Source organism: Chryseolinea sp. T2 (assembly GCF_037203685.1).
Lineage (GTDB): Bacteria > Bacteroidota > Bacteroidia > Cytophagales > Cyclobacteriaceae > Chryseolinea.
The window spans coordinates 1,001,397-1,023,598 of sequence record NZ_JBBCAU010000003.1; the positions used below are offsets into that span (position 1 = coordinate 1,001,397).

Annotated in this window: 16 protein-coding genes; 8 read left to right on the forward strand and 8 right to left on the reverse strand. The window is 46.6% G+C overall.

Annotated features, from left to right (window positions below; genetic code table 11):
• The first annotated feature begins 77 nt into the window (after positions 1 to 77).
• From WBG78_RS14055 to WBG78_RS14080, 6 genes are all read left to right on the forward strand, one after another.
• A complete protein-coding gene (locus tag WBG78_RS14055; RefSeq protein WP_337327062.1) occupies positions 78 to 662 on the forward strand; it encodes a TetR/AcrR family transcriptional regulator in 585 nt (194 codons plus the stop codon).
• A gap of 276 nt (positions 663 to 938) precedes the next feature.
• Positions 939 to 1,697, forward strand: a complete 759-nt coding sequence (locus WBG78_RS14060; RefSeq protein WP_337327063.1) for a hypothetical protein — start codon at positions 939 to 941, stop codon at positions 1,695 to 1,697.
• Positions 1,698 to 1,769: 72 nt separating this feature from the next.
• Positions 1,770 to 2,114 carry a DUF6958 family protein gene (locus WBG78_RS14065; protein ID WP_337327064.1) on the forward strand — a complete coding sequence of 115 codons (345 nt, stop codon included), beginning with the start codon at positions 1,770 to 1,772 and terminating at the stop codon, positions 2,112 to 2,114.
• 408 nt (positions 2,115 to 2,522) lie between these two features.
• Positions 2,523 to 6,614 (forward strand): ATP-binding protein, encoded by a 4,092-nt coding sequence (locus WBG78_RS14070; protein WP_337327065.1) that lies wholly within the window; start codon positions 2,523 to 2,525, stop codon positions 6,612 to 6,614.
• 248 nt (positions 6,615 to 6,862) lie between these two features.
• Complete coding sequence (locus WBG78_RS14075) at positions 6,863 to 7,624, forward strand: SDR family NAD(P)-dependent oxidoreductase (RefSeq protein WP_337327066.1); 762 nt, start codon at positions 6,863 to 6,865, stop codon at positions 7,622 to 7,624.
• 25 nt (positions 7,625 to 7,649) lie between these two features.
• Entirely contained in the window at positions 7,650 to 8,621 is a 972-nt protein-coding gene (locus WBG78_RS14080; RefSeq protein ID WP_337327067.1) for a 3-hydroxyacyl-CoA dehydrogenase family protein, read from the forward strand.
• A 12-nt stretch (positions 8,622 to 8,633) separates the two neighbouring features.
• Here WBG78_RS14080 and WBG78_RS14085 read toward each other — a convergent pair whose 3' ends face one another.
• From WBG78_RS14085 to WBG78_RS14095, 3 genes are all read right to left on the reverse strand, one after another.
• Positions 8,634 to 9,485 carry a nuclear transport factor 2 family protein gene (locus WBG78_RS14085; protein ID WP_337327068.1) on the reverse strand — a complete coding sequence of 284 codons (852 nt, stop codon included), beginning with the start codon at positions 9,483 to 9,485 and terminating at the stop codon, positions 8,634 to 8,636.
• Between the two features lie 194 nt (positions 9,486 to 9,679).
• Complete coding sequence (locus tag WBG78_RS14090) at positions 9,680 to 10,627, reverse strand: DUF6624 domain-containing protein (protein ID WP_337327069.1); 948 nt, start codon at positions 10,625 to 10,627, stop codon at positions 9,680 to 9,682.
• A gap of 155 nt (positions 10,628 to 10,782) precedes the next feature.
• Positions 10,783 to 13,728 (reverse strand): DEAD/DEAH box helicase, encoded by a 2,946-nt coding sequence (locus WBG78_RS14095; protein ID WP_337327070.1) that lies wholly within the window; start codon positions 13,726 to 13,728, stop codon positions 10,783 to 10,785.
• 238 nt (positions 13,729 to 13,966) lie between these two features.
• On the opposite strand from WBG78_RS14095, the gene WBG78_RS14100 reads away from it, so the two are divergent.
• Positions 13,967 to 14,191, forward strand: a complete 225-nt coding sequence (locus WBG78_RS14100; RefSeq protein WP_337327071.1) for a hypothetical protein — start codon at positions 13,967 to 13,969, stop codon at positions 14,189 to 14,191.
• A gap of 158 nt (positions 14,192 to 14,349) precedes the next feature.
• On the opposite strand, the gene WBG78_RS14105 is transcribed toward WBG78_RS14100, so the two are convergent.
• Both WBG78_RS14105 and WBG78_RS14110 read right to left on the reverse strand, forming a co-directional pair.
• Complete coding sequence (locus WBG78_RS14105; RefSeq protein WP_337327072.1) at positions 14,350 to 16,788, reverse strand: ABC transporter permease; 2,439 nt, start codon at positions 16,786 to 16,788, stop codon at positions 14,350 to 14,352.
• A gap of 246 nt (positions 16,789 to 17,034) precedes the next feature.
• Entirely contained in the window at positions 17,035 to 17,568 is a 534-nt protein-coding gene (locus tag WBG78_RS14110) for a hypothetical protein (protein WP_337327073.1), read from the reverse strand.
• 294 nt (positions 17,569 to 17,862) lie between these two features.
• Between WBG78_RS14110 and yiaA the strand changes: the two genes are divergently transcribed.
• Complete coding sequence (gene yiaA / locus WBG78_RS14115; RefSeq protein WP_337327074.1) at positions 17,863 to 18,270, forward strand: inner membrane protein YiaA; 408 nt, start codon at positions 17,863 to 17,865, stop codon at positions 18,268 to 18,270.
• Between the two features lie 109 nt (positions 18,271 to 18,379).
• On the opposite strand, the gene WBG78_RS14120 is transcribed toward yiaA, so the two are convergent.
• From WBG78_RS14120 to WBG78_RS14130, 3 genes are all read right to left on the reverse strand, one after another.
• Positions 18,380 to 19,606 carry a tetratricopeptide repeat protein gene (locus WBG78_RS14120; RefSeq protein WP_337327075.1) on the reverse strand — a complete coding sequence of 409 codons (1,227 nt, stop codon included), beginning with the start codon at positions 19,604 to 19,606 and terminating at the stop codon, positions 18,380 to 18,382.
• Between the two features lie 132 nt (positions 19,607 to 19,738).
• Positions 19,739 to 20,392 carry a response regulator transcription factor gene (locus WBG78_RS14125; protein WP_337327076.1) on the reverse strand — a complete coding sequence of 218 codons (654 nt, stop codon included), beginning with the start codon at positions 20,390 to 20,392 and terminating at the stop codon, positions 19,739 to 19,741.
• Positions 20,389 to 22,137, reverse strand: a complete 1,749-nt coding sequence (locus WBG78_RS14130; RefSeq protein WP_337327077.1) for a sensor histidine kinase — start codon at positions 22,135 to 22,137, stop codon at positions 20,389 to 20,391. The genes WBG78_RS14125 and WBG78_RS14130 overlap by 4 nt, the downstream gene beginning before the upstream one ends.
• Between the last annotated feature and the right edge of the window lie 65 nt (positions 22,138 to 22,202).

The following is a 22,202-nucleotide window of genomic DNA, read 5'->3' on the forward strand; positions in this document are numbered from 1 at the left end:
CAGGAGTACGGCACGTAGTTATATCGGTACAAAAAGGATAGCTTTGCCTTCTAACCCAGGGTAAAGCTTTCTTTGTTATGGCACGGAGTAAAGACTTTGATGAAAATGAAGTTCTGGCCAGGGCAGTAAAATTGTTCTGGCTCAAAGGCTATAACGGTACGTCTATGCAGGACCTGGTAGATACGCTCGGAATCAGCCGCTCCAGCTTGTACGACACCTATGTCGACAAACACACCTTGTACCTCAAGGCACTTGAGTTCTATAAGTCCGCCTCCCAAAAGGAGATATGCGATATTGCTGCCAAAACCGCGTCTGCCAAAGATGCCATGAAGAGATTGTTGGAGTTTGTTACCAATGGGCTGCTGTCCGACAAAGAACACAAAGGCTGTTTCATGCTCAACGCTGAAGTTGAGGTTGCCGCTCAGGATTCAGAGGTAATGCAAATTGTGTGCGAAAATGATCGTCAGATCGAAGAAGCATTCCTTCAAGTGATCCGTAGGGGTCAGAAGAGTGGCGACATCACGAGTAAGAAAGATGCAAAAGTCCTCACCCGATTTTTCGTGAATACGATCAAAGGCATACGGGTGTCTGTAAAATCAACGAACGACCGGGCCTTTTTCAGGGACATCATTCAAACGAGTTTGTCTGTACTTGAACAGTAGCCCGCGCAGAAGGGCAATTGAGCACCATCACCAAACCTGCGGTATAGCAGGGTGACGTTTGACGTCCATCATCTTCATTGCCGCAATGCACCATATTCACTAGAAAGTGAACAATAATTTCCGGATAGCTTCTACTCACCTCCATCCACGTTATCCTTCACCTTCAAACGGAAGATAACCTACAATCTTTGAAACATAGCAGGAAGTATCGTAGGCAGTTACATTACTAATATTGCTCACCCCAGTACAATTGCTCTCCCGTTTCATTGCTACATTATGAAAACGACCTGTCTTTGGATGGCGCTTACCCTGGCGATCAACACTTCATTCGGAGAGATCAGGAACGGCTATGCGAGTGGCATATTCGCCGCCCGCGAATCCATGAAAAGCCTGCAGATACAACTGCGGCAGCAAATCAATAACACCCAGCGAAGAAAGATAGAATCCAATCTCAGACAGGTCACAACGTACATTATATATTATGAGTTGACAGAAAGTCTGCTCAATCAGTTCAGACTAATCGCCCCGGAAATATATGTTGAACTCGATAGCATTAAAGATCGGCAGGGAAGAGAAACTGACATATATGTTAAGTTCATTCCTGAACAACAGGCGCGAATCCTGGCTTGGGGAGTTACAAATGTTGCCCAGGACAATGAAGACAAGGATGCTTATACTTCTGCCTATGGTGATCATTCCGTTTCCATAAAAATATGGACAGTTAACAACGCATTGGAGGTGCTTGCACATGAACTTGGCCATGTGAAACATCAGGTGCCGCATCTTTCGGACTATCTGGAATACTACAACTTGCAGTATAAAACCGGAGCTGCAGACCCGAACTATATCGGTCACGACGCTAATGATATCAGTGGTCGCACCGCAGTAGAATTTGCAAAGCGATACCGCGAGATGTTTTTTAGTTATTGGAAAGGCGGTCACAGCCAACTACCCTCGCCACCCTACCTGGCGGAGACAATTAAACGCTCAGTTAATCAACAAAACATGGGTCCTTCTCGTAATACAATATTATAGAGTGATAACATCGTTTCATTAGTGAATACCGTAAAACAAGTTCGCAGGTTCTCTGACTAAAGCACAACCAACATGTACAATCAAACCGAACGAATCTTAACCTGGCAACCCAGGGGACGAAAGGGTGCCTACATTTCCGCAAAGAACTATCAGTTATTGCGCGACTTCATACTCCAGGTCCTCAAAACCCGGGAAATCACTTTAAAGGAATTGATTGATATAGCAGAAGTGCGGCTTGCACTCGAGATTGAGAAAGATATCTCCTGGCATATATTGATGGTGAAATTAGACCTCGAGGCAAGGGGATTGATAGGAACTGTCGTCAAGTGGGCACCGTACAAGGAACAGCTGTTGAAGTTAAATGCGCGTAAATTAAAAAAGTTCAACGCCCTTCCGCGCACCAGTATGATCTTTTAATTATATCGATTACGTTAAGAACGCAATCTTTAGCGTCCATCTCTTGTATTCGATCACGTATCTGGAGTAAAACCGCCGATACTCTATCAATATGAAAGATCAGTTATATGTTATGAATAATAAGTGAAAGCTTATCAACAACTGGTAGTGTAAAATTGCAACGCTTCGAACACCCAGTCTATTCAAAGCAACATTCACACAAACCAATGTTTTACCACTTAATCGTTTCACTATGAAACACCCTTTCTACTAATCGAATCCTCATAGTTTAGTTTAAGTGCTTTAATTGCCGGAATTTTGTAAATTAATTACGGCCATCTCAGGGGACCTGGTTCCCAGACCAGGTCCTCCAGGGAATTTCCATTATCGTATTTGAGAATAGCAATTGCAATGTTGCCATAACAACACATGCGCACATTCTCCGACAGGAGTCATTGGATGATTGTAGCCTTGTATCTCCTGGCTATAACGGCGTGCTTCGCACAAACCGACTACTACTTTAAACATTTTGGAAGTAATGACGGCCTACCTGGCAACGACGCGTACTCTCTGGCCTGTGATAGCCTCGGATTTATCTGGGTTCAGTACGACGGAGAGTTGCGCAGATTTGACGGCTACAACTCTAAAGTCTTTAAGTATGATCCCGATGACTCATCCCGATCAGCATTGAAGTTTGTGATGGGCCTGGCCCAAACAGATCATTCAGGAAACTTATGGATTTTTGATAAGCGAGGAGATCAGCGACTCAATGGCCCTTACCGCCTGGCACGATACGAACGCTACCTCGACGCATTTATGCAGCATGAGATCAACCTGCCTGGTGCTAAATATGTAGCATCAAAAATATTCGACAAGAATGATTCTGCCCTTTGGGTGGGCACTGATTACGGTTTGTTTTGCTACAACCTATTCAATCGGCAGGTTGATCACTACCTCAACGTTTCATCCAAAAGTCAACCACATCTGCAAGATACAATATTTGATATCAGAGACCGGGGCTCCTGTCTTCTTCTTGCCACTCCTTCAGGACTCTGGGACTTTAATAAATCATCAAAAATGTTCAGCCGCCCCAGGTGTGAGCCAAAAGATGAAGATCTGTTTTTTAACAGCAGGATCGCCGGCTTTCTTCAATGTCCGCATGATAAAGATCCTCATAACTGGATCAGTATTGGCAACAGTCTGATTCAGATTACAGACGATCTTACCATCATTCAAAAATGTTATACTCCTCATAATCTCGGACTGTGGAGTCTTATCAGTGTCTGGAGATGTGACACCGGAGGAATGTTGTGGTTCGCGAACTGGGGTGATGGTTTGATTCGATACAATCCAAAGGATTGCAGCCTTATGAAGTTCAGGCATTACGCGACTGATCCGCAGTCGTTGGTAACGAACGACCCCACCGACATAATTATTGACGCCAATCAAAATGTCTGGACACTAAGCAACCGCGGACTTAGTGTCCTGAAAAGACAGGACCTGCATTTCCAAAACATAAGACTAAAACGGGGAACTGTGTGGGGAAACGCTGTCTTCACAACCAATCGTGGCGACCATCTAATGATGAGCACTCATTCCGGTACGCTGCCTGATTCATTATGGATAAGCAATATTTCTAATAGTGAACTGGGAGGCCTTCAGTATGTCCAGCAGATCCACGGCATTGTAAACAATGTTTCCAAAGGCAGGCGCCACTTCTGGTTAAACTACAGATGGGAGCAAAAGCTGGTGGGATATCCTATCGATCCCGTTACAGGACTCATCGGACGCGGGCCAGTCATAGTGCTGAAGCACGATCCACAGAATATTAACACGATACACGATGGTCCGATCATAGATATGTGGGAAGACACAAATGATAATCTTTGGGTGTCTGGCATACCCGGTTCAGTGCTATCGCGTGTTGCGCTTCAAATTCCATATGGTAGCAAAGGCTCAGTTCAGCGGTTTGACAAGGGAAATGGAAATGTATTCTTTCCCGAAGATGAAAACTCGATATGGGGTGCAGATGAAAACGGAGTCAGCCGCTATCGAAGATTAACGGACAGACCAGGCGGTTATGAAATGGAACAGATCATCAGCACCGACGAGAAGGGCCCCGTTTCATTCTTTAAAACGTCTGATGGAATGCTACTGCTCGGCACTGTACGCGGCCTGCACGCTATAACTGCATCCGGATCCGGATTCCAAATCTCAAAAACACCCATCCTCAAAGGTATCGCTATAAAAAAGATTCAGGAAGATCAATCGGGAAGACTATGGCTGTACGACGGAAGCAAATTAATGTGTTTCGACAGGACCGACAGCACGATATCAACATTCGACGAAAGTGAAGGCCTCGAGAATGCTCACATCATAGATGCGGAGCAGACCTCAAAAAAAGCATTCATTGCCATTAGCGCTGATGGGATCTCACTATTCGATCCAAATGCATTCGCTAAGTCACGCGAAAAGGTAACACCGGTACTGACCAGCCTGCAGGTGAACAATATCACCGTGAAGGGCCGCACCATTCCTGGTGATTCCAGATTCACCATCGAGTCAGACGTAAGCGTATTAAAGGATCTTGTATTGGACTATAAACACAACAAGTTTTCAATAGAGTTTTCTGCAATGAAACTCACGATGCCTGACAAGATTCGATACCGTTACAAGCTTGAAGGATACGATAAGGTGTGGATCGAAGGCACCTCTTCTAGCAGAACTGCAACGTACACAAGTTTGCCCGACGGCGAATACCTTTTTCGGGTCCAAGCCACAAACCATCACGGTGTCTGGAGCGACGCAGAAAGAGTCCTTCATGTCACAATGCTTCCTCCTCCCTGGCGCACGTGGTGGGCCTTCAGTCTTTATGCGCTGGCTACCATTGCAACCGTAGCGCTATGGCGCAACTACGACTTGAACAGAGTGCGGCTCCAACATAGAAATGAGCACCTGGCTGAATTGGATCAGCTGAGATCAAACTTCATTGCCAATATATCGCATGAATTTCGTACACCATTAACGCTCATTCTTGGTCCGCTGTCGGATTTACAAAACCAAATCAAGGACACGTCACACAAAGCAATGCTTGCATCAGTAATCCGAAACGCGAGGAGTTTGCTTCGGCTTATTAATCAATTGCTGGATGTGAGCAAAATAGATGCGGGCAACCTGGCACTTCATGCTACAGATGTGGAGTTGGTTCAGCTACTTCGTGAGATAACGTCCTCTTACGAATCCCTGGCCAAAGGAAAAAATATCCGTTACTTCTTCCATTCAGACATCAGGGAACTAGAGATGTTTTCCGATCCGGCCAACATCGAAAAAATCATTCACAACCTTTTGTCAAATGCATTCAAGTTCACCTCTTCCGGTGGCGAAATAGTATTAAGCTTGCGGGTCGTAGGAAAATATGCCGAGGTCGTCGTTTCCGATACTGGCATTGGAATAGCTAAGGATGACCTAACCAAAGTCTTTGATCGATTTTATCAGGTAGACAATTCACAAACGCGCGGCTATGAAGGCAGCGGTCTTGGACTCACTCTGACAAAAGAACTCGTGGACCTTCACCGTGGCAAGATCTCCGTTACCAGTCAGAAAGGTCTTGGCACCACGTTCACAGTTACACTTCCACTACTGAAACATCGGCTTCACAGAAACAACTCGGTCGCACCGAAAATTCTTGATCAATCCGCTACTAACAATCAGGAAGTCGACCGTCATGTCAACAACCACGAAGTGGATTCAAGTCTGCATCAACACAGGGTACTGATAGTCGAGGACAATCCCGACATGGCACATTATATTCGAAGCATCCTGTCTGACAATTATCAGGTCACAGAGGCTAGAAATGGAAAAGAAGGAATGATGAAGGCCGAAGAAGGGGTGCCTGATCTTGTTGTGAGCGACATCATGATGCCCGAGATGGATGGCTACAAACTATGCCAGGCTTTAAAAATGAAAGAGCTCACCTGTCATATCCCGGTTGTGTTGCTAACGGCGCGCGCTGATCGCGAAAGCAAACTGTGGGGATTGGAAATCGGCGCGGACGACTACCTGTCGAAACCATTCGATGCCGAGGAGCTGAAGCTGATCATCAGAAACAGGATCGAAGCGAAACAGAAAATGCACGAGCATTTTATTCACGAGACCAGACTTTGGCCAACCCGGATCACACTTCCTTCGCTGGACGAAAAGTTCCTGAAGAAGTTATCTACTATCGTTGAAGAACATATCGAGGATGAAAATTTTACGATAGAGGACTTCAGCAGTGAAGTGGGTTACAGCCATACACAGTTATACAGAAAGATTAAGGCATTGACTGGACAGACACCGAGTGTATTCTTAAGAACGATGCGCTTGCATCGCGCTGCGGACATGCTAATACAAAAGAGTGACAATGTAACCCAGATCGCTTACGCTGTGGGATTTAGTAATGTATCCTATTTCAATAAGTGTTTCAGAGAACAATTTGGAAAGACGCCAGGACAATTTGCCGCTGATTCGTCACGCAGGTAGTTCCAGTAGGATTTATTAATCTGCACAATGGAGTAGAATTACGCAAAGCGTGCAGTTGATCATTCCTTTATAAAATGCCCACATCACTAAAACGCAACGCTAAGCAACGAATTCGACCGTGTGCTGAACCGATGTCCGTTGTGTTTCATAAAAATGCGATCATTCAACCGTCGGTCGTCAACCACTGGTGTATTCTCTGTTGCTCCCACCACTTTCTTCTCTAAATTTATCTATCCCTAGCGATTACCATGACCCTTTCAGAAACTGGAATACCCCTCACCTTTACCAACCAGATTGCCGTCGTTACCGGCGCGGCTTCCGGATTGGGCCTCGCGATATCAAAAAAACTGGCTTCTTTGGGAGCAAAGCTCGTCCTCCTCGATAAAGAGATCGACAGCCTAACAACGCAGCCCGCTCTTGCAGAGATGACCCGCTACGCCGTCGACATCACCAACGAAGAAAAGGTGAGTCAAACCATTCAAAAGATCGGCGATCAATTCGGACAGATAGACATCCTGATTAACAGCGCCGGCATCACGGGCATAACCAACATCAAGAGTCACGAGACCGACGCATCGAACGTACGTCAAGTATTCGATGTGAACTTCATGGGAAGTTATTTCACATCAAAACATGTGCTGCCGTGGATGTTGAAAAAACGTTACGGCCGAATTCTCCATATTGCCTCGATTGCCGGCAAGGAAGGTAATGCAGGCATGCTTGCCTATTCCTCGTCAAAAGCTGCCGTTATTGGAATGACGAAGGTGCAGGGAAAGGAATACGCCGAAAGTGGCATTACCGTGAATGCGCTGGCCCCGGCCGTTGTTCAGACCGCCCTCGTCGATGCCATGCCTCCCGAGCAGGTCCGTTATATGACCGACAAAATCCCCATGAAACGATGCGGCACGTTGGATGAAGTCGCCAACCTTTCCATATACATTGTTTCGCCGATGAACAGTTTCACGACCGGGTTTACGTTCGACCTCACGGGAGGTCGTGCCACTTATTGATCACAACCAAGCTATTTCAGCCTGCATGGAAAAGAAAATAACAGTCGGCGTCGTGGGACTAGGCCTCATGGGCTGCAGTATCACGACTTGCCTTATCATGGCCGATCATCCGGTAATCGCAGTCGCTCCAATTCCGGTAGATATGATTACGGCACTCGAAAGAGTTACCACTCACCTGGTTCGATCACGTGAAGAAGGATTGATCGATAAAGATCCTGATTTCTATCTGCGCAACCTGACGATTACGGAAGACTATAAAAAACTTGCGCCATGTGGTTTAGTCATCGAGTGCACACTGGAGAATCTTGAAATCAAAAAAAATGTATTCGACAAGATTGAGTCTGCAATTTCGAACGACGCATTGTTAACCAGCAACACATCAGCAATACCCATTAGTATCCTACAAAAGCAGACCAAGCATCCTCAACGATTCTTCGGATTGCACTGGGCCGAGCCGTCTCACACTACACGATTCCTTGAAGTGATCTGTGGAGATGAAAGTGACGCCTCCGGGGGAGAACTTCTCTATTCGATTTCGCAAGGATGGGGAAAGGAGCCGACGTTGGTTCGCAAAGACATACGTGGTTTCATTACGAATCGGCTTATGTACGCGATGTATCGCGAAGCATTCTACCTCGTTGAAAATGGATACGCCACCGTTGAAGACGTAGACCGCGCATGCCGTAATAATCCGGGCTATTGGATGACGTTGTGCGGCGTATTCAGATGGATGGACCTCACCGGCGTGCAGGCGTATCATGCGGTAATGAAAGATCTGTTCCCAACCCTGTGCAACGACACAAAGGTCCCAAAGCTCATCGACGATATCGTTAAAGACGGCGCTAAAGGTGTTGCCAACGCGCATGGATTTCATCAGTACACGCCTGAGGAAGCAAAGCTCTGGGAGGAAACCTTCAAAGACTTTAGCTATAAGATCAGGGACCTCGCGCTGCAGTATCCGGCAGATGTCGTAAAGCGTAAACTGGAAGACAAATAATAAGTTATCAAGTCAATCCCCAGGCCTCAAATCTATATTAAACGCCTTCGCCATCACCACCTGATTAAAATACTCCGTGTACTCAATAACCTTCCCGTTCGACAATCTAAAGGTTCCCAAGTAGTCATTCTCGTACTTTCCACCAGCCTTGATCTCAATCTCACCTTTGAATGTAACGAAGAAGAAGTTCGGGTCTTCAGTAGCAAAGATCCGTCTGGGAAACTTCATCTGGCCGAAGTTGGCTGTCAAACCGCTATACTGTTTGTAGATTCCTTCTGCTCCATCAAAACTTTTAGGAAAGCCACCCGGCGAATAGGGATTGAGTTGTTTTCCATTTTCGTCAAATACTTCTTTCAGCAGTTCGAAGCGTTGCGTTTCAAGGGCAACAAAGAAATTATTGACAACCTCCCTGTTCTTTTGAACGACCATCCTGATTGCCATATTAGCCTGCGCGAGACCAGGTAGCGTCGTATCGCCGCTCTGCCTGTGGAAATGGAACGTATGAGATGTTATCAACCAGATGCCATTGATAAGCTTTACCTCTGTTGTGTAGGTCCCTTCAACCGTCCATACGCTTTCATTGAGATAGTGGTCGGCCTTCCCGCCATACGTTACAACGGCCTCACGATCCTTCCTGTCAACCTTAAAGTCGAACAAATGGTGATTCGTCCTGTTGAATCCGGGCAGAAACGAAGACCAGGACGCCACAATTTGTTCGGGAGAAACGGAAGTCGCGGGAGCACCCGTCATGGAGGAGTAGTCCAGCACTACCTGCTGACTAAGTACCGATTTCACTTTCGTCCAGTTCCGCTCATCGGCGCCAGAGAAAAGAGCGATGATATGCTCAATTATTGAGTGTTCCATTATCTGATATGCATGAGAGTACAACACGCACTCAAAACAAATTTAACGGGTGGTTGGGAAAATTAGTTTCTAATGTAGTTTGATATTCAAAAGGAGACCAGGTCGCTAATGCAGAGTGAACAGGGTGGGTCCAAATGCTCAGAATTGAAAACCGCAAAACACAAAACTCTGAATGTAAAATGTAAAAGGATTTCTTACTTCGACTTCGAGTTGGGATCCCACTTAAACCCATACATCCGGGTGAAGTCACTCATCGGGCCGAGTCCAACAGCTTCGCGGCGTTTATCCACATCCTCCGGGTCCTTTAACGCCATTACATAGTATTGCTTAGTCTCTTCATTGTACCCGATCTGACTCCCATACAATTGCTCCCGCCCCTCACCTACAGCAATGCGGTCCTCCATAAGCGCGAGATACACGGGTGGTAAGGTTTTGCGATCAACTGCTTCCTTCAATAACGGCAGATACTTCAGTGCTGTCTTTAAGTCCGCGTGATGCATGACCATGGAAATGGCATCCATCGCCCGATCTCCGACAAGTTCATTTCCCACCCATCCGTGCTTATCCAGGATTCCAGTCACTTTGATAACGTTGAGGCTATCCGTGCGGCGAATGATCCTGTACATCGAATCAGCTTTGGCCGTTTGTTCTGGTATCAGCCGCTTGTAATACGAGTATTGACGCCTCGGACTTTGATCGGTATCGTATATCGCCAGCAATTCCTGCTGCAGTGCCCTGTCATATTTGCTTTCGATTTCCTCGCGCTTGTTCCTGAGATCGTTGGTAACCTGGGCCCATTCCGGCAATCCGTGAAGCGATCTCAAGTCGGCATCGCTTTCCAGGTGACTTATGTTAGTCCAGCCGTTGTCCACAGCAAGCTTCACCCATGCCATGGCAAAGTGACTCTGGCCACCCAGCGCCGCCGAACACGCTGCGTTGTACAGGTCACGGGGCACTGTCGATTTGATCGCAAACGCCTGCGAGTAGAACTTCATGGAATTGTCATACTCACCAATCTTAAAGCAGGAGTCAGCCTGATGAACAAGCTCGCCATAGGATTGGGCAATGGCGTGGGTCAACGCGCATGACAAAGCTATATAAACGAGTATCGTCCTGGGATATGGATTATTACCACTTCTCATTGATGTGCTCTGTTGCCGAATGCGCACTGACGGAAGCTTCTTACCTGTAAATAGTGACGGCTAACCTCGACTGCTGTTTCAGCTAACCCACTAAGATAATAATAAAACGCCGCACTTTGCAGGAGCGAAACCGGCCTCAACTGATAATTAACAAATTACCCAAACAAGAACTCCACATCATCCCGCGACAGCGTCTTCACAAAGTTCGAGTCTTCCTGTATCAAATCATCAGCAAGGTTCTTCTTCCGCTCCTGCAACTGCAGTATCCTTTCCTCCACGCTGTCCTTACAGATCATCTTATAAGCAAACACCTTGTTCTGCTGACCGATGCGATGCGCCCTGTCAATTGCCTGTGCCTCAGCCGCCGGATTCCACCAGGGATCCACAATGTAAACGTAATCAGCCTTCGTGAGGTTGAGGCCCACACCACCTGCCTTGAGCGAGATAAGGAATGCTTTAATCGATTCGTGGTTCTGAAACTTATCTACTTCCTCCTGGCGCTTGTTTAATGATGTGCTCCCATCGAGATAGCAATGCTCAATGCCAGCCTTCTCGAACTCATCCCTTATCAAATGTAGCATCTGCGTAAACTGCGAAAAGATCAGCAGTTTGTGATGTCCCGCATTCTCTGTTACCTCGCGAATGAGCTCATTGATCTTCACAGAACTATCACGCAATTCGTCATTATCATTTACCAGCACCGGGTGATCGCAGATCTGCCTGAGGCGTAGCAATCCCTCCAATACTTCCAGTCCCGACTTGGAGATCCCTTCCTCATCAATCTTTTTCAACAGCTTCGACCTGTATCCATCGCGATATTCATTGTAGAGCTTGCGTTGTGAGGCTTCCATTGTACACCACAACACCGTGATGGTCTTGTCGGGTAAATCTGTCGCAACCTGTTCCTTGGTACGTCTCAGCGTAAATGGATGAATAAGCTTTCTGAGATACTGCGCCTTCTCCTTGCTTCCCAGCTTGTCGATAGGTACGGCAAACTCGCGATTGAAAAACTCGCGACTACCGAGCTGTCCCGGATTCAGGAAGTTAAACTGCGAGAACAAGTCAAATGTATTATTTTGTACAGGTGTACCACTGAGAATGATCCTGTTCACTGATCTAAGCTGCTGTATCGCCCTCGTTGTGCGCGCATCGGGATTCTTGATAAACTGACTCTCATCGAGGATGATATATTGCCAAAGCACGCCCGACAATTCCTCAATATCGTTACGAACTGTTCCATAGGATGTGAGCACTACGTCGACATCCTCAATATGCTCATCCTTCAACTCACGCTGCGTTCCATAGTGACGACGAAACTTCAACGTCGGAGCGAACTTCTGCAATTCACCTTCCCAGTTAAATATCAAACTCGTCGGACAAATCACCAGCTGCGTGCTGCCTGGATACTTCTCCTTAACAAACTGCAGGAACGATATCGTCTGCAATGTCTTTCCAAGACCCATGTCGTCGGCAAGGCATCCTCCCCAGCCAAGCTCATCCAACGCCTGCATGAAGTGAAATCCCGACATCTGATACGGTCTCAATGACGCCTTGATCGCCTTCGACAATGGTGCCTTTTCAATCGAGTCATATCCCAGCAACTTACGCTTGCGATCTTCCATCTCGCTACGGCTACCCGCATCCATGTTTTCAAGAAGATCCTCCAGCAGCGCGAAGTGCATCTTGCTCACCTTCAGTACACCGTTCTGTTCCTTACCAGTACGCAGCAGCAGACTGTATTGCTTAACCCATTCCTCGGGAATATGTCCGAGCGTACCATCACTGAGCATGATCGTATCCTGCCAATTCATGATCGCCATTCGGATCTCCTTCAATGGCACTTCCTGATCACCCCAGTGAACATGAATGTTCAGGTCAAAGCTTTCACCGTTTGAAGTCACGGCAACAGAGAACTTCGGGATATGGGTGGTATAACGAAACTTTTGCAACGACGACAAGCCATGAATCGGATAGCCCTGCTCCTGCACCTTGCGCATCATATCGATAAACCATCCCTTGCGCATCACCTCATCAAAAGGCAGATGGTAATATGAATTGTTGCGCTGATTCGAAAACGTGGAATGAAGCGTACGCAAATATTCATGCAGACGCTTCTCTCCCTCTTTATCACGATGCACAATCCTGATCTTGTCGACTTTCCTCTTAATGTCCTTCGTCTCTTCCTCAATAACCAGGTTCTCTTCAGCACCATGTTCTACCACCGTCGCCTCGTAGATGAATTCCCCACGAATCATCAGGCTTGATTCATTCAACTCACTCAGAGCAACACGCGTCTGCATTGTAGACGTTGATAACGTGATGTCGAGCTTATCACTGATGTCAACGGGATACTTTGCAAGCCAGGGAAGAATGTATTTCTTCACCACCTCCATCTTCATTGAAAGAGGAAAAGAAAGATCCCCTGGCGCGAACAACTCGAACAGTTGAAGCGCTTCTGTGTCTGGCGGAAGGTAGAGCACGCCGTGCTTCTCCAGCAAAAGGTTGCGATAGAGCACAAGTTTTGAAAGCTGACCATCCAGGAATAAATTCAACTTCAACACAATAGTATCCTTCTTTAATTCGGCCGATAACCGAATCTCCGGAACTGCGCTGCTGATGCGAATAGTCTCGGGAGAATAATTATTGAAGCGTCCAGTCTTCAGGATGAATAACTTCGGCCACGCGGTGAGTCGCGGCCAGAGCTTTTGCAATAGATTGCGATAATGTTTTCGCAGGTTCTTGAGTTCGCGACCTGAGCTGTGCCTCCAGGATCCTGTCGTGGTGTTCTGAACGAATTGATTGCCCGTTGCAGTCATCCATTTCAGGATCTTATTATCAGAGAACTCCATGAATTCATTGTAGAATGATTCATCAAGACCTTGCAAAAACCCAAGTGCTATTTGTGAATTAAGTGAAATACGTTTGTACTCCGTGATGTTTCCGCGATTGTAGATGAGAACCGCCTCGAGATCGAAGTTTGACGATCGCGACGTGGCAAAATTGAACAGAAATCCCACTTCAAAATCAGTGGGAGTGCCTGCTGGCAATTTAGGACGAGGAGATTCTTTCGGTGCTGAGCTTGGCTGATCGAATAATGACATTGTCCGTATTAATTCGGGCGCGCAAGATAGTAAAATACGCCCCGAGAACCCGGTCAAGAAACGGACGCAAAAGCTAAACTGTTGAACATCAGCGGATGTCCATTTATAGGCCGTGCTGACAGGCGCGCGATCAGACGTCGCAACATCACCCTCTTAGGAGATTTTTAAACTCTTACACCATAACAAGCTCAAAAGCAAGCATCAGTTCTTTCTTGACGCAGTATCCTTTTGCTGCTCCATGATCGTAGAGTCCGAAACTGCCCTTGAGCTATCCGGCGCGACACCAACACCCGGCACGGCGGCAGAGTCTTCCGATGTTGAGCTCGTCTCACTGCTCTTCCTCGATGTGCACGATGTGAAAGCACCAATGAAAAAAATCACCGCTAGTATTCTGAGAGGATTCATAGCTGTTACAATTTTGATGATCTATGATGAGCTCAACAACAAAATCGTACCAGTATAGACGTAATCAATTTCATGCAAACAATATTAGATGGCCCGGCCGCAGCCAAGTATGCTAGTTTTCGATGTGGCTAATCATCCACAACATCTGCATCAATATCCCTGCTGACATTATTTAAGGGAACGTTTAGATCGGCTAGAACGCGATCATGAGAAACCTTACTCTGACCTCAATATCCTCGCAGGATTGATATGCGCACCTCTGAGAATCTGAATGCTTACGGTACACAACGCCAGCAGGGCAAGGATCACGACTGGAACGACAAACAAATCCCAGGTCATGCCTATGCGGTTGGCAAAATTCCCCAGCCATGAATTGATGCCATAGTACGTTAACGGCAGGGCTATGATACCAGAGATCAAAACAAGCTTCAGAAATTGCCACGACAGCAGTGTGGTGATGCTTTGCGCCGATGCACCAAGGACTTTGCGTATTCCGATTTCCCGAAGTTTCTGACTTGTTGTAAACGATGCCAGTCCCCACAGGCCCATGCAGGCAATAAATATCGCGAGAATGGCAAACGCACCAAAGATCTTTGCAAACTGCTGATCGGCCTGATATTGGTTGTTAAAGTAGTCTTCAAGGAAATAATAATCGAAAGGATTACCAGGGAAGACCTCCTTGTATAGCGTTTCGATTTGTGATATCATCTCGCTAATGTTACCGCCCTTCAACAAGATTGAATAGTTGCGCGCGGAAATTGTATCAGCCTTGAAAAGCATAGGCGTATGCCCCTGTTTAAGCGAACTCCAGTTGTAATTCTTCAACACCCCCACTATCGCCACGGTATCTCCTCCTCCCAGGATGAGCCGTTCATTAAGTGCTGTTTCGGTATTGCCAAGTCCGAAGGTTTCAATTGCTGACTCATTAACGATAACGGACTCCATATCCGACTTTATCTCCGGATTGAACACGCGCCCCGAGATCATCTCCATGTCGTACGTCTTGATAAAATCAGGATCAACCCAAACGATGCTGCCGCTCTTGTTTGCCTCCGCCGCGGTTCCATCTTTGCGTATGCCGGTGCCCCAGTTGTATCCGCCCCCGGGAATCGCAGCCGACGTAGCCACGGCCAACACTCCTGGAATCTTCTTCAGTTCATTCTTCATACTGATGAGGCGGTCCCTGGAATTCTGTCTTTCAATTACGCGTGGGCCATTGATCACAAGCATTCTTTCCATCGAGAAACCTTTATCCTGATTGCGCATAAAGATCATCTGACGATAAATGGCAAACGTTCCGGCAATCAATATCAGCGAAGCAGCAAATTGAAAAACGACCAATGCCTTACGCATTGAAAATCCCTTCACTACCTTTTCTCCTTTGCCCTTCAATATCTCTGTGGTCTTGAACGACGACAACAGAAACGCTGGATATGCACCTGATATCAGCGACCCGATCAAGAAGAGTCCCATCAGAATGGTCCAGAATCGCACATCAGCGAAATTAAACACCAGAGTCTTCCCGACGATCTGCCCCAGCACAGGCAACAACCCTATGGCTATAAGAACTGCGACGACAACACCTATAAGATTTACCAGCACCGACTCGAACACGAACTGCGAAATGAGCTGACTCTTCATCGCACCAACTGCCTTCTTGATACCTACCTCTCGTGCGCGTTCCATGGCGCGCGCCGTCGAAAGATTGATATAATTGATCCATGCAATCGCCAGAATGAAGACGGCAATCAATACAAAGAAATAAATCGTGTACGGGCTTATCGTCGGAGTTGATTCATGTTCCAATCCGGTAGTAAGATGAATATCAAGGACCGGCTGAAGCGTAATGACAACACCACTGTTTGATTTCGCCAGATGCTCGCCTCGATATTTGTCGACCAATGCAGGCAACTTGCCTTCGGCCGATATGCGCGACGCATTAGGATGTAATTCAACGTAGGTAACGAAGTTGTTCCATCCCCATCCGTCATCCTGTTTATATTGTTCACTCGTCAGGAGGTTGTGAATCGGCAGAATGAAATCAAAAACAAAATGAGAGTTTTCAGGCGCATTTTCGATAACTGCGGTTACTTCGTATGGTCCATCGTGCCAGCCACCGGAGATCTGAATGAGTTTACCAAGTGGATCATCCCCCTTTTGAAAGTACCGTTCAGCTGCCTTCTTAGTTAAAACAATTGAATTAGGTTTCTGAAGTGCATTCTTGAGGTTACCCTCGATGGGCTTATAAGTGAATACGTCAAAAAAGGTAGAATCTACCCACTGGATTTTATCTTCACTGAAAGCGACAGGCTCTCCGTTGGGACGCTGATACGTGAGCACAGCACCGCCATACATCGGATGGGTACGAATATAGCTCTTGATTTCCGGCACCTCCTGAAGCATCGCCGGCCCCTGCGCATAGCCCGAGAGAATACTCTTATTGCGTAACTCACCGCTGCGGTAGTTGGCAGTATTTGTACGGAAGATCTGGTTAGCCTTTTCATTATGTGTGTCGTAGCTTAGTTCAAAGTCAACGTATCTCAGGATCACCAGGCATATGGCAACGCCCAGCGCCAGTCCGAAGATGTTGATAAAGGAATAGAGCTTCTTCTTAAGAAGACTACGGACAGCGATCGTGAGATAGTTCGACAGCATAGGGAAATGCGGTTTATTGTTTATAGACAACCGAAAAATACCAACGCACAAGCAGTCCAATCCGGCACCAGGAATGAAGTGCTGGAAATCTGAACTGAACCGGCATTATTTGACAGTACATTGAAACGTGCGCACGGATAACAGTAGCCATGGCGCCCGGTTACGGTATTGAGAGTACCGGAGATTTTCGGAATGGTTACTGACAAAGTAACAATATTATTACCGCATCATGCTTTGACGCATCGCCTACTTCTTAGCAAGTGCTGCCACGATCGGTGCCCTGTCCATGTAAAGAACTGTGAGATCTATCTTATCCGATCCGTCGAAATGAAAATCAGTATGTACGGCGTAATTAAGCTTCGCTCCATTCTTATACGTGACGTTCACCCGATACCAGCACAACAACCACACGCCAGGCAGATCAGAACGACTTTGAGAAACATTCACTTTAAGTGGAGTCCAGATATCATCGTAGAACTGCGCCGATTCAACGAGCGATGAAAACCGATCCTTCCAAAAGGCTGAGATGGCGGCCTTGCCTATTAGACTGTCGCCGGCAGAGAAATAGTACCTTGAGTTTTCTGAAAAGTTGGTCATAAAACCATCTAGATTATTGGCGTTCAGATCCGCCAAAGCCTTCTTTCCGATGTCGACAAACTTAGGATCGGCGAACTCAGTCGGCTGTGGTTTGGTTTCGGCCACAGGAGCGGGAGCACTTTCTTCACGCTTTGCACATGCCGTCATCACGACAAGACAAACAATGACTACAACATATTTCATATCAAGTGGAGTTAGAGGTATTCGCGGTGATTATTGAATGTACGAAAAAAAGCGAATGAATTTTACTGCAGATCGGCTCGTTAATGTTTTGTGACAGAATTCCTCGTAATTATCTTTTCTCAAAACGACCAACGTTACTGCAACATCGCCTTTCGTCCGGCGTTCAATTGTCAAATCTTTCCCCCAAGATGGGCAACGCTCCACAATGTTACTGCACACCTTTCTCTCTTGATTGAGGGCACTTGTCCTGATGCACAATAGATTTCCCAACCCCAGATACCAAAACAAATACTTATGAATAACAAACCATCCAATGCATTCATCGGCGCATCATGGGTTGCCCTTGGCACCGGCATGATCGGTTATCTGATCGGCCTCTGGCGATCCGACATGCAACTCAATGAAAAGGGGTACTACTTCACGATCCTGATGTATGGACTATTCTCCGTCATCTCGTTGCAAAAGGCCGTACGCGATCGACTCGAAAACATCCGCGTTACCGACATCTATTACGGACTCAGTTGGTTCTCGACAATCCTCGCGATCGTACTGCTCACAATTGGATTATGGAATGCTGAACTGTTGCCAAGTGAGAAAGGATTCTATGCATTTTCATTTTTGCTGTCCCTGTTCGCTGCCGTAGCGGTGCAAAAGAATGTGAGGGACGCGCAGGCTTCAGCACATGATAGTGGTGGACACTGATAGAAGAAGGAATCAGTGGCTGCGAATTACGAAATTACAAAGGCCACCTTCGGGTGGTCTTTGTTCTCTGCGTCTTAGCCTATAGTGTTTCGTATTTCCAGCATCGAAATCATCTTCCATATCTCCTCTTCAATGCCTCAAGCTCCGGATGGTTTTCAATCCCCTTCAACTGAGCGTAACCTCGAAGCCTCTCAACTGGGTAGCCTATACTCAAAGCCGTTTTCAACGACTGTAAACAAGCCACTGTGTCCTGAGACTCAAGTGCAAGTACGGCCCAGAACACATGGGCGTCGGCATAACCATTGTCGACTGCGATTGCCCGGGAGGCATACATCTTTGCTGAATCACGATTGCCGGTACTATACATCACATTACTCATGTTAAAATAGGACAGCACTTTCCTGTTTAATGGAGTCTCAGGCTTCAATAAAGAAATGATTTTCAAATGTTGTCGCTTCGCTTCGTCCCACCTTTTCTGAGCAAGAAGGCAAGTTCCCAATGCAGCATGAAGGTTTAAATCATGTGGATATAGAATCAACGCCTCTTTCGCTACAGACTCCATCACTGTGTACCGGCCATCGGTCAGATATGCTCCGGCAAGAGCATAGTAGCCAAGAGGCTCAAGCTTTGGATGCCCCTGGTATCGCGAAAGCAAGTATGTAGCAAGATCATGCAGAGCCGGTGCATCTACCAAAAGATAATGACGTGCAAGTGTATAAGGGTCCGCATACTTAAGAACGATTGTCGCCGCCTCTAGTGCCAGGTCGTTAACAAGTTTCTCCATACCAGCTGTCTTCTCAACCTTACGCCTCTCGACTCGCCCGTCGATCATCAGATTAAGAATTGCCGTATCTCCATCCAATGTAATATCTGCCGTGATTTGCCTCCCCCCTCCAACATTGAAGAAATGAGATAACACCGACGTCACACTTCGGACCGGCACTCCAATGCCAACAACTTCCACATTGAGATCAAGAGTTCTGTTCGTCTCCTCATACTCAGCAGCAATGTCTTCTACGCGCTCCTGGTCTACAATGCGCTTTAGCTGATAGTAAATCCTATCCGCCAAAACTGTACCTGAGTAACCGGCATTCTCAAACTGCTGAGGTGGGCTTACGCTTTGAATGGAGAAATCTTTGTTGGTGAGCTCTCTGACTATCATGGCAATCACCATCAAAGCGAGCACCAAAATGGCAAGGCGTATTACAGCTAGCGACGCGTCCTTGAGCACGCTGTTGAATCGTCGAAACCCTTTACGCCAGTCTTCTGATTTGGTTTTGCTCTTTGATGATTGGGCAGAACTAGGTCGGGAACGAAGGTTAAACTCTTCAACCATGGCAGCAAACGGTTTGGGTCTTATAAGATAGGTAAAATGACCATAGCTCTGCAAGTTACCGCGCCTGAAAGGCCTTGATAAATTGCGATCAGAAATGACCCGGCCCCACCACCGTAAGCCTGCTTGTGCGGATTACCTGATGAAATTCAGTTCACGCGCCTTATTCACCAGCTCAACACAATTCTTAGCCTCGAGCTTTCTCATCAAGTTGGCGCGGTGCGTTTCAACGGTTCTTATACTGATAAACAAATCATCCGCGATGCGACTATTTGTATGCCCCTGCGCGAGATGTTCCATCACTTGCTTTTCGCGGTTCGTGATCTCTACAACCACTTGCTTCCTATTCAACACCTCCGCGCGCTGTTGCCTGTATTTGCCCATGATTGCCTGGGCTACTGCATCGCTATAATACTTTCTGCCCGCCACGACGGCCTCTAATGCTTTGATCACTTCCTTGCCGCCATCGTTCTTCACTACGTAACCCATCACGTCATGTTCAAGGCACTGCACAATATATTCCAGCTCATTGTGCATAGACAGTATCACCACCTTAACGTTGCCGAACTCCTCACGAAGACGACGGGCAGTATCCATGCCATTCATTCCTGGCATGGAAAGGTCCAGGAAGATCACATCAGGCGTTGTAGTGGCAACTCTTTCAAGTGCTTCGCTTCCATTGGAAGCTTCTCCTACAATTGCGTACGAACCGTTTCGCTCAAGCAGTGCCCGAAGTCCGTCACGAATAACCATGTGATCGTCGGCCAAAAATATCCTGATGGGGTTCATACTTCTTTACAATTAGGAATTGAAATACTTAACAATGTTCCATATTCGGCACTCGATTCAATCTCAAATTTTCCATTTAGACTTTCTGTGCGATAGCGAATGTTTCGGAGTCCATAACTATTGTGGAGAGCCATGTCTTTGTTGAACCCGCTTCCATCATCCTCGATGCTGATGCGTAAAGCATGTTCATCGCAATACATCTGAACGAAAACGCGACTACAGTCACTGTGCTTAACAGCATTTTGTATGCCCTCTTGAATAATACGATAAAGTGTCAAACGCTGCTGCCCGTTGAAATCGTCGTGAAATGGCTGGGTTTGAAAGATTACTCTAATCCGATCAGAACTTGCCTGTTCACACAGTGAGCTTATGCAAGTACTCAGATCGAAGTCCATCAATTTCAAAGGAAGCAGGTTGGAGGAGATTCGTTTACTCTCAGTGAGCGTGTCGTTGATCAGACCCACCACCTTGGCCTTTACTTTCGGCAGGTTTGCTTCTGTTAAGCATTCAAGGTTAAACTGAATACCATTCAACAATTGACCCAATCCATCATGCATCTCCCTGCTCAATCGGGCGCGTTCGAGTTCCTGTCCTTCGATTAAATCAGAAACTCTTTTTCGCTCGTCTTCTTTTTCTTTCAACTTAAGCGCAAGCGAATCAAGTTCAAGTTTTCGGAGCGACGTAATATCATGGATTACAGCAAACGCCTGGTTACCCGATGCCAGCGCCTTAAGCCGCAAAACCTTGTTCTGCTTTTTTACTGTATGTACGTGAAACTCCACTTCAAATTCATGGGAATACTTGTTCAGTTGCTGACGTGACTTGAGCTCATTTCTAATAGCAGCGTGATCCTCTTCACGAACAAATTGCTTTAGGAAAGACTCCACTGATATTTTTGTAAACGCCATCGGATTCACATCAAGGAGATTGAGAAGTTCCGGATTTAAGGTCAGCTCCATGCGTTTAAGATCAAACATTCCACTGGTCAGACCACCAAAGTCAAGCGTCCACTTGAGCTTATGGTTTGCTGCTGACAACCTTTGTATCATCGCCGAAGAATAATACCCAACACTTCCAACAATTAACAGGGTGAAAAGAATATCACCATAAAGCAACCATCGCTCAATACGGCGGGCACCTATTCCCATTACAGCACTAAATTCCTTCTCCTTTTTATGAAGTTCTACATTGAGCTTTTCGATCCGCGTTCTTAGAACAGGAATTTCACTGGCAGGAAAGTCATTGACGCCGATGCGTCTGTGGACATCAATTCCGAGTTGATGCATTTCACCAACCTGCACATCGGCTTCCTTCCATAGTTGAATGGCTTCCTCCATAAACGATACCGTCCTGAAATTTCGGAATAGCCAGACCATGTTTTCAACATCATCCGGATGATTCCCGCCCTGAAGAAATCCTTCAAGAATCTCGTGGTCGGGCTTGTTTTCTGTGATTGCCTTACGCGCTAAGCTGTCGCCGATAGGCACTTGCAACGAAGAAGCAAACTGCAACCAGTAATGTTCATTGTGAGTGTCCGCATACATGAGCAGGTAGTGCATGCCATCCTTCTGGCCTTTGGCATAAAGTGATTCACCATTTACATAGGAACGCACGGCTGATGTAATCCGCAGCGAAAAGGCGTGCAGCAGGATAAGCAATGTCGAGGCAATGACAACGAAAGAAACTACGACGCTTCTTTCCTTAAGGCCCCTGGAAAGCTTTGCAATTGAATAACGGGTATTCACGTTTAAATGGGTTAACGTAACGGCAAACTCTTCTCCTGGATTGCAAAAATCGTGGCAAACCTTCC